The sequence below is a fragment of the Sandaracinobacteroides sp. A072 genome, assembly GCF_052616365.1.
Genome location: NZ_JBQXGU010000007.1, coordinates 1 through 7,761, shown reverse-complemented (window position 1 = coordinate 7,761; position 7,761 = coordinate 1). Strand labels below are relative to the sequence as shown.

General features: G+C 61.7%; 6 protein-coding genes. 3 read left to right on the top strand and 3 right to left on the bottom strand.

Going from position 1 to position 7,761, the window contains the following annotated elements; translation table 11 throughout:
- Positions 1 to 154: 154 nt before the first annotated feature.
- Positions 155 to 526, top strand: a complete 372-nt coding sequence (locus ACUJ46_RS12485) for a hypothetical protein (protein WP_241940750.1) — start codon at positions 155 to 157, stop codon at positions 524 to 526.
- Positions 527 to 621: 95 nt separating this feature from the next.
- On the opposite strand, the gene ACUJ46_RS12480 is transcribed toward ACUJ46_RS12485, so the two are convergent.
- The gene (locus ACUJ46_RS12480) at positions 622 to 1,638 is read right to left on the bottom strand and encodes a copper resistance protein B (protein WP_445390829.1); all 1,017 of its coding nucleotides are present in this window, start codon (positions 1,636 to 1,638) and stop codon (positions 622 to 624) included.
- On the bottom strand, positions 1,635 to 3,419 hold the full coding sequence (locus tag ACUJ46_RS12475) for a copper resistance system multicopper oxidase (RefSeq protein WP_445390830.1): 1,785 nt from the start codon (positions 3,417 to 3,419) through the stop codon (positions 1,635 to 1,637). The genes ACUJ46_RS12480 and ACUJ46_RS12475 overlap by 4 nt, the downstream gene beginning before the upstream one ends.
- A gap of 881 nt (positions 3,420 to 4,300) precedes the next feature.
- Between ACUJ46_RS12475 and ACUJ46_RS12470 the strand changes: the two genes are divergently transcribed.
- Both ACUJ46_RS12470 and cueR read left to right on the top strand, forming a co-directional pair.
- Positions 4,301 to 6,664, top strand: coding sequence for a heavy metal translocating P-type ATPase (locus tag ACUJ46_RS12470; RefSeq protein WP_445390828.1), 2,364 nt, complete (start codon positions 4,301 to 4,303; stop codon positions 6,662 to 6,664).
- Positions 6,661 to 7,047: a Cu(I)-responsive transcriptional regulator gene (gene cueR, locus ACUJ46_RS12465; RefSeq protein WP_123155244.1), complete on the top strand. Its 387-nt coding sequence runs from the start codon at positions 6,661 to 6,663 to the stop codon at positions 7,045 to 7,047. The genes ACUJ46_RS12470 and cueR overlap by 4 nt, the downstream gene beginning before the upstream one ends.
- Positions 7,048 to 7,240: 193 nt before the next feature.
- On the opposite strand, the gene ACUJ46_RS12460 is transcribed toward cueR, so the two are convergent.
- A complete protein-coding gene (locus tag ACUJ46_RS12460; RefSeq protein WP_445390827.1) occupies positions 7,241 to 7,684 on the bottom strand; it encodes a chromate transporter in 444 nt (147 codons plus the stop codon).
- Between the last annotated feature and the right edge of the window lie 77 nt (positions 7,685 to 7,761).

The window sequence follows — 7,761 nt, the reverse complement described above, 5'->3', positions numbered from 1 at the left end:
GCCATCACGCCCAAGCATGGGCATCAACCCGGGCGCAGGCTCTACTCGTAGCTGGTAGAAACCTCGGGCTCAGACCATGACGGCCAAGGCGCGGATTGGCTGATGAAAGTACAGGGTGGCAGACAATGGCTGTCCATTATGGCACCCTGTTCTTATGGATCGCGAGGATGAAAAGCGCATTGCCGCCATGATGGCGAAAACGTTGGCGATGATGTGCGTCCGCAACACCGGCCTTGAAACCCTTCATGCTGGCATCGTCCCTGTGACCCATGCCGGTGACTATTCCGATGTTCACGTCATCGATGCCGACGGCCGTGAGATTGCCTGGAACGACGTTTCCCATCTCGATAACGATCAGATGCGTGACCTGATGCGCGAGATCGTGAACCGGCTTTACACCTTCCATGTTTCCATCGACGATCCCGATTTCCGCGAGAGGGTCGATCGCTGGGCCAGGATTGCAGAAGGGTGGGATGAGCCGGACGAAGATATCGGATTCTTTCGGAAACTGGCTGAGGAAGAATAGCCACCGCGCACGTCCACCGTCGTGATGGCTATCCGGTATTCGACCATGCCCCATTATGGATCTGATCAGAGTCCGCCTGCGTCTGCGATCAATCGTCAGAACCAGGAGCGAACGCCAATCAGGAATCGCCATCCTCCTGCGCCCTCATCCCGGGAACGCCGAAAATCCGCAGTGCCGCCTAAAGCTCGTTCATACTCGACGCCGACGTAGGGAGCGAGCTCGGGCACGAACTGATAGCGCAGGCGAAGACCAAGTTCGGCGGTGGAAAGACCAGAGCCTATCCCGAGTTCGGCCACATCCTGCGCAGCAAAGTTGAGTTCGGCTCGGGGCTGGAGGACGAGCCTCCGGGCTAGGCGCTGATCATATTCTGCTTCGATCCGCGCGGTGACATCGCCCTTGTTTGACACAAACAGCGCACCGTCGATTTCGAACCAGTAAGGCGCCAGACCCTTCACGCCCAAAACAGCATAGGTGCGGTCCGGACCGGTACCGAAGTCCTGCCGGAGGCCCGCCTGGAGATTCCACCACGGATCAAGCGCGCGGTTCCAGAGTGCCTGGACCTCGACGTGTTCCGGGTTCTCGCCGAAGCGGCTTTCACCCTCGGTTTTGACCCAGATCCGATTGATATCACCGCCGTACCAGCCCTCAGCCTTCCAGGCGAAACCGTCTTTGCCCTCGCCGATGGTTGCTTCCAGCTGATCGATCAGGATCATGCCGCTTTTGATGTCGCCATGTTCCTTGCGGACGATATTGCGCGCCGGAGCCATTGCCGAAACGCCGAAAACGTCATCCGCAGCGTGAGCGGGGCCAACCAATGCTGCCGCGGAAGGACCTTTGACTGGCGGATCGGGAATGCCGGGTTCATGCCCGACATGCGCCTGGTGCGCATCTATCGGCGCGGATGAGGGCATCTGGTGGCCGGCGTGCGGATCTTTTGGCTCCGAAGCCTTCGGCGGCATGGCGTGCCCGGCATGGGGACCAGCCGATGGCTCATCCGTCTGATGCTGCGCGTGCGGATCGGTCGGGGCCTGCTGCTCAGTGGCGTCATGAACATGCTGCGCCAGAGCAGGCGTTGCGATCGTGACAAGGACGATGCCCAAAAGAGACTTCATGCCGCTTCTCCCTCGAGCGGACGGACGGTGACGACACGGAACATCCCCGCGTGCATGTGGAGCAGCAGATGGCAGTGAAACGCCCAGTCACCGGGCGCATCCGCCGTCAGGTCGAAGCTGACCTTGCCGCCTGGCAGGACATTGACAGTGTGTTTGCGCGGATAACTGCCGGTATGGCCGTTCACCACCTCGAAGAAATGGCCGTGCAGATGGATGGGGTGAGTCATCATCGTATCGTTGATGAGCACCACACGCGCGCGTTCGTTGCGTTCGAAACGGATCGGCTCGACGCCTTCGCTGAACTTTTCGCCGTCGAACGACCACATGAAGCGCTCCATGTTGCCGGTAAGGTGAACCTCGATCGTGCGCTGCGGCGGGCGCGTGTCTGGATTGGGCGTGAGCGACATCAGGTCTCGGTAGGTCAGCACCTTGTGGCCGACGTCTTCCAGCCCGACGCCCGGGTCACCGGTGCGGTCGACCGGAGACATGGCGATGGCGTCCACGCCGACGCCGACCTTGACGCTGTCGGGCACCTTCGATTTGTCGCGCATGTTCATGCCGCCCATCGAATGGGAACTGCCGTGATCTGCTGCTGCCGCGCTGGCCCCGGCGGCCATGGCGCCATGGTCCATTCCCGCCATTGAACCATGGTCCATGCCGCCCATGCCCATATCCTTCATGGTGAGCGTGGGGCGCGGGCGAAGCGGTGGAACGGGTGCTTCCATGCCCAAGCGCGGCGCGAACGTGGCGCGCGCCATGCCGGAACGGTCGATCGATTCCGCAACGAGCGTGAACGCTTTGTCCTCGGCTGGCTGGATAATGACGTCATAGGTCTCGGCATTGCCGATCTGGAACTCGTCCACCGTCACGGGCCGGACATTCAGTCCGTCGGCGCTGACCACTGTCATCGGCAGGCCGGGAATGCGGATGTTGAAGATCGTCATGGTCGCCGCGTTAATGAAGCGCAGCCGCACCCGCTCGCCGGGCCGGAACAGACCGGTCCAGTTCTCCCGCGGTCCGTGGCCGTTGACGAGATAGGTGTAGGTGGCAGCCGTCACATCGGCGATGTCGGTCGGGTCCATTCGCATCCGGCCCCACATGGCCCTGTCGGAGGCCGACATTTTCTCCTCCGGCCCGCCCTCGATCATGCCCAGCAGGGTCTGCTTCTGGCGATTGAAGTAGCCGCCCTCCGCCTTGAGCTTGGTGACGAGGTGGTGCGGATGGAGGAATGTCCAGTCACTGAGCACGATGACATGCTCTCGGTCATAGGCAACCGGATCGGACTCAGCCGGATCGATAACGATCGGCCCATAATGCCCCTGCTGCTCCTGCAGCCCTGAGTGGCTGTGGTACCAGTAGGTGCCACTCTGGACGATCGGAAATTCATAGGTGAACGTGGTGCGCGGCTTGATGCCGGGGAAGCTCACACCAGGAACTCCGTCCATCTGAAACGGGACGATCAGCCCGTGCCAGTGGATCGAGCTGTCCTCATCCAGCGTGTTTTCAACGTGGAGGCGGACATTTTGCCCTTCGCGCAGCCGGATAAGCGGTGCGGGCAGGACGCCGTTCATGGTGACGGCATGACCGGTGCGCCCGCCAACCGTGAAGGTGCTGTTGGCGATCCTGAGGTGAATATCGTCGCCGGCGAGCGTGGGGGAGCTGGGTGCGAGGCCCGCCGAACCGGTTTGCGCCCAGGCGGGAAAAAGCCCGCTCATGCCGAAGCCGACAAGGCCCGCAGCGCCGGCGCGCAGGAACGAGCGGCGTTCTATAAGTGCTGTCATATCCATATGTCCCGGGGTTTTCCTGTCTGGAAGAAACCCAAAAAAAATAAACTGGAATCCGGGCGGACAGCGAGATGCCATCCGCCCGGTTGGTTCCTAATGGTTGTGCTGCGAATGCTCTGCCGGAGCCGCATCGTGCTGCTTGTTCTCGCAGCACTCCATCTTTTTCCCGTTGGCCTGCGTATCGCCGCTCGTCTTGTCCTTGCAGCAACAGCATCCCTTGCCCCTCTGCTCGGTCTGAGGAGCATTGTGGCCGGCATGGTCAGGCGTTGTGGGCTGCGCTGCCACAGGTGCTGCAGCCGCCATTGCGACTGCGCTCAAAAGTGTGATCATCGTTCATTCTCCAGAAGATTTGAAAAGCTTTCAAATTTCCGGAAACAGACGTGGAGGCGGACTAGTGGCCTCTGGCGCTATCCCGTTCAGACGAGGGGATGGCTGAGGCGACAGGGCAGATCGAACCGGATTTGTCTCCACTGCCAGCTGAGGCGCCACTGGCTCAACCACCGCGCAGGCCATCGCGCAGTCTTGCGTGCCGCTGTGATGCTTGTCGGGTGCCGTCTCGTGATGGCCGGTGCAATCATCCATGGCCATCGGTGTGGCAGTGGCCGCATGGGCAGCCGTCGTCCGGTCCGCCATCGAGATGGGCATGACGGACAAGGCTAGGATAACGAGCAGAGCAAGGATCAATCGCACCGCCCGCCCGCTCTCCTCGTGGAGGGCAGATTTGTTTGGCCGGACGTTGATTGGTCTCAGGTTCACTCTGGTTCGTATCCTTCGAGTCGTCGCTACTATCGCACTTGACACTATGTCAGGGTCAAGTGCTTATTGACTCTGACATAGTGTCAGGGTGCACCATGGATCTCCAATGGAAGGAGACCGTGATGGCCGAGTCGAAACATAGCACGCGTGCGGGAAGCCATGGTTGTTGCGGCGATCACGGCGACCATTTCGTCGGACAGGTTATCGACCCGGTTTGCGGCATGTATGTAGATCCACAAAAGACCGCGCATCACGCATCGCACGCCGGCAGCGACTATCATTTCTGCAGCGCCGGGTGCCGCGAGAAATTCGTCGCCGACCCGCAGCGTTATCTGAACAAGGCTGCCGCCCCGATCGCACAAGATCAGCCGGGCACGATCTGGACTTGCCCGATGCATCCGGAAGTCCGGCAGGATCACCCGGGGGCGTGCCCGATCTGTGGCATGGCGCTCGAACCGGCGATGGTTACGGCCGATGAAGGGCCAAGCGCCGAACTGATCGACATGGCCCGGCGCTTCTGGATCGGTCTTGCGCTCTCCCTGCCTGTGCTCGTTCTGGAAATGGGCGGGCATCTGTTCCCGGCGTTGCATCATCTGATACCGATGAAGGCGTCGATATGGATCCAGTTTGCGCTGGCCACACCAGTTGTCTTGTGGGCGGGATGGCCCTTTTTTCAGCGTGGCTGGGCCTCGCTCAAAACGCGCAATCTCAACATGTTCACGCTGATCGCCATGGGAACCGGCGTGGCCTGGCTCTACAGTGTGGTCGCGGCAGTGGCGCCGGGTATCTTTCCTGATGCCTTCCGCGCTGCAGATGGAACGGTCGCGGTCTATTTCGAGGCAGCAGCGGTCATCACCGTGCTGGTACTGTTGGGCCAGGTGCTGGAATTGCGCGCCCGCGAACGCACTTCGGGCGCGATCAAGGCGTTGCTCAATCTGGCGCCGAAAACTGCGCGGCGCATCGCTGTTGACGGTAGCGAGGCGGAAATTCCGCTGGAAGAGGTCGCAGTGGGTGATCGGCTGCGGGTGCGGCCGGGTGAAAAGGTTCCGGTTGACGGCGTAGTCGAAGAAGGCCGTTCGGCGATCGACGAATCCATGGTCACGGGCGAATCCATGCCGGTTACGAAGTCGGTTGACGACACGGTGATCGGCGGCACCATGAACCAGAGTGGTGCCTTGATCATCCGCGCAGACAAGGTCGGACGGGACACGATGCTTTCCCGGATCGTGCAAATGGTTGCCGAAGCGCAACGCTCACGCGCGCCGATCCAGCGCATGGCGGATCAGGTTTCCGGCTGGTTCGTGCCGCTGGTTATCGGCATTGCCATTCTTGCCTTCGCACTCTGGGGCATATGGGGGCCGGAGCCGCGCTTTGCCCACGGGCTGATTGCGGCGGTATCCGTGCTGATCATCGCCTGCCCCTGCGCCCTGGGCCTTGCCACGCCGATGTCGATCATGGTGGGCGTCGGGCGCGGCGCGGGACTTGGCGTGCTGATCAAGAATGCCGAGGCGCTGGAGCATATGGAAAAGGTCGACACGCTGGTGGTCGACAAGACCGGCACGCTGACCGAAGGCAAGCCCGCCGTCACCCGGATCATCGCAGCGGCAGGGTTTGAGGAAGCGGAATTGCTGCGGCTGGCGGCCGGCGTGGAGCGGGCGTCGGAACACCCGCTGGCGTTGGCGATCGTCGATGCGGCGATCAGCCGGTCCATCGAAATCCCTCCCGTCAGCGGTTTCGATTCCCCGACCGGCAAGGGCGCCGTTGGTGTGGTTGAGAACAAGCGCATCACGTTGGGCAACGCGCGCTTCCTGACGGAATCGGGGATCGATACCGCGCCTCTTGCTGCCGAAGCCGATGCACTTCGCGAAGATGGCGCAACGGCCATCTTCATGGGGCTGGGCCAGCAGGTGGTAGGCGTGTTCGCCATTGCCGATCCGATCAAGCCAACAACGCCGGAAGCACTGGCCGCCTTGCGCGCTGATGGCATTCGCGTGGTGATGTTGACCGGTGACAACCGCACGACAGCCGCCGCCGTCGCGCGCCGGCTCGGCATCGATGCCGTCGAAGCCGACGTCCTGCCCGATCAGAAAGCCGATGTCGTCGCGCGGCTGAAGCAGGAAGGCCGCGTCGTCGCCATGGCCGGGGATGGAGTGAACGATGCGCCCGCGCTCGCGGCTGCGGATGTCGGCATAGCAATGGGTCATGGCACCGATGTCGCCATGGAAAGTGCGGGGATGACGCTGCTGAAGGGCGATCTTGTCGGCATCGTTCGCGCCCGCCAGCTCAGCGAGGCGACAATGTCCAACATCCGCCAGAATCTGTTTTTCGCTTTCATTTACAATGCGGCCGGCGTGCCAGTCGCGGCAGGGCTGCTCTATCCGTTCTTCGGCATCCTGCTTTCGCCGATGATCGCTGCGGCGGCGATGGCCTTGTCCTCGTTCAGCGTTGTCGCCAACTCACTGCGTCTCAACCGGGTGAAGCTGTGAACATCGGTGCAGCCTCGCAGGCAAGCGGCGTCTCGCAGCGGATGATCCGGCACTACGAAAAGATCGGCCTGATCCCCGCGCCGCCGCGCCGCGGGAGTGGGTATCGCGATTATTCCGATGCCGATGTTCATCGCCTGCGCTTCATTGCCAATGCCCGCGATCTCGGGTTCGGGACGGAGGAGATCACGACTTTACTTGCCCTTTGGTCGGACCGTGAGCGGGCCAGCAGCGAGGTAAAGGCTTTGGCGCTCGCCCAGGCGGACGAACTGGGGCGCAAGGCAAAGGCGCTCGAAAACATGCGGCGCACCCTCCTGGATCTCGCCCGTCAGTGCCACGGTGACAACCGGCCAGATTGTCCGATCATCGATGGTTTGGCAACATGAAGGACGTTTAGACTCTGATAGGAGAAACGTCCTCGAGTGGTCGCCTGCAAAGGCAGCCATGGCACCACCTGTGGCCGAAGGCGCCTCAGCGGTCTGTGCCGAAGTTGTCGCAGGAGAAGCTGCGGCAGCAACATTGAGCGCCATAGCGCCAATTGCGTCGCGACGAGAAATACACTCATGGTGAATCTCCTTCTCAAACGATGTGGCCGAGCACCAGCCCGCCCAGAGCGGTAAGGCCAAGAACGCGCAGGACGTTCCATCTCAGGCGGAAAATGAGGACCGCCGCCACGGCGGCCAGCACTCCTGCTCGCCAGTCGAAACTGGCGATTTCCGGAACTGAAAGGGTGAGGCCGCCCAGATCCTGGTTAACAACGCGCGAGAACAGCACGTGCAGGGCAAACCAAACTGACAGGTTGGCGATGACCCCGACAACTGCTGCGGTTACTGCCGCAAGCCCACCTTTCAGCCGCTGTGCGTGTTCAAGCCGCTCCATCCATGGGGCGAGCGCAAAAATCCACAGGAAGCACGGTACGAACGTGACCCAGGTGGTCAGGGCTGCGCCCAATATTCCGGCAAAAAGCGGCGTAAACGGTTCGGGTGCGCGGAATGCGGCAAGATAGCCGACGAACTGGGTCACTGGAGTTGACCCGCTTTGGTGGACGGGTTGCGGTTTAGGTCTGTTGGGTCAGGCCATGGCGCCTCCGTTCATATTCC

Coding starts and splice junctions, on each gene's coding strand:
- ACUJ46_RS12485 (WP_241940750.1), top strand. CDS start 155: ATGGATCGCGAGGATGAAAAGCGCATTGCCGCCATGATGGCGAAAACG.
- ACUJ46_RS12480 (WP_445390829.1), bottom strand. CDS start 1,638: ATGAAGTCTCTTTTGGGCATCGTCCTTGTCACGATCGCAACGCCTGCT.
- ACUJ46_RS12475 (WP_445390830.1), bottom strand. CDS start 3,419: ATGACAGCACTTATAGAACGCCGCTCGTTCCTGCGCGCCGGCGCTGCG.
- ACUJ46_RS12470 (WP_445390828.1), top strand. CDS start 4,301: ATGGCCGAGTCGAAACATAGCACGCGTGCGGGAAGCCATGGTTGTTGC.